The sequence below is a fragment of the Escherichia sp. AM3 genome (assembly GCF_032029835.1).
In the GTDB taxonomy this organism is placed as follows: Bacteria; Pseudomonadota; Gammaproteobacteria; order Enterobacterales; family Enterobacteriaceae; genus Escherichia; species Escherichia coli.
Window position 1 is genome coordinate 1 of record NZ_JAVUPQ010000503.1, and the last position, 610, is coordinate 610.

General features: G+C 51.6%; 1 pseudogene. It reads left to right on the plus strand.

Features of this window, described 5'->3' with window-relative positions:
• A pseudogene (locus RTW80_RS26885) lies at window positions 1-610 on the plus strand (hypothetical protein); the annotation flags it as partial.

Consider the following 610-nt stretch of genomic DNA (forward strand, 5'->3'; position numbering starts at 1 on the left):
GGTTAAGCATCGAGCGTATTGGTTGCATGCTTTCAGAGCTGGAAACTATTCTGGGTATCAATAGCCAGAAAAAAGAACCGTGCGTGTACGTCATCGGGATAGCGACAGACGTCAGCCGGGAAGAGGTGGTCTTCAGCGTTCGTGGGAAAAACTTCGTGCACCGGCCGGAGGCTCGGGTCAGTATCAATGGTGAAAACACATACAATGTCGGCAGCCGCGCCCCCTACTGGACAATCCTGGAATACCGGAGGGGGGGAGATGGTAACGTTTATTGCCATGAAGGCTACGCCCATGCCGCCTACACGCTGGATAATCCAGTACCTGTCGACAGTAACAAGGAGCGTGACACCCTGAAGGTGATCATCAACGCCTGCAGCTATGCCGGTCGTCAACCAAATCATCCGGATGCGATCAGTCTCAGCAAACCCTTGTTCACGACAAAAAGCATCAAGGACGGTGAAGAGGAAGACATTCATCCTGATTTTATCCTGAACGTAGCTCCAGCCAAAGAAAGTTCAGTGACGACCTTTATCATTGAAACGATGGGGTATGAGTCCAGGGAATACATCGAGCGCAAACAGAACACGCACAGCTGGATGGAGCTGGAAGG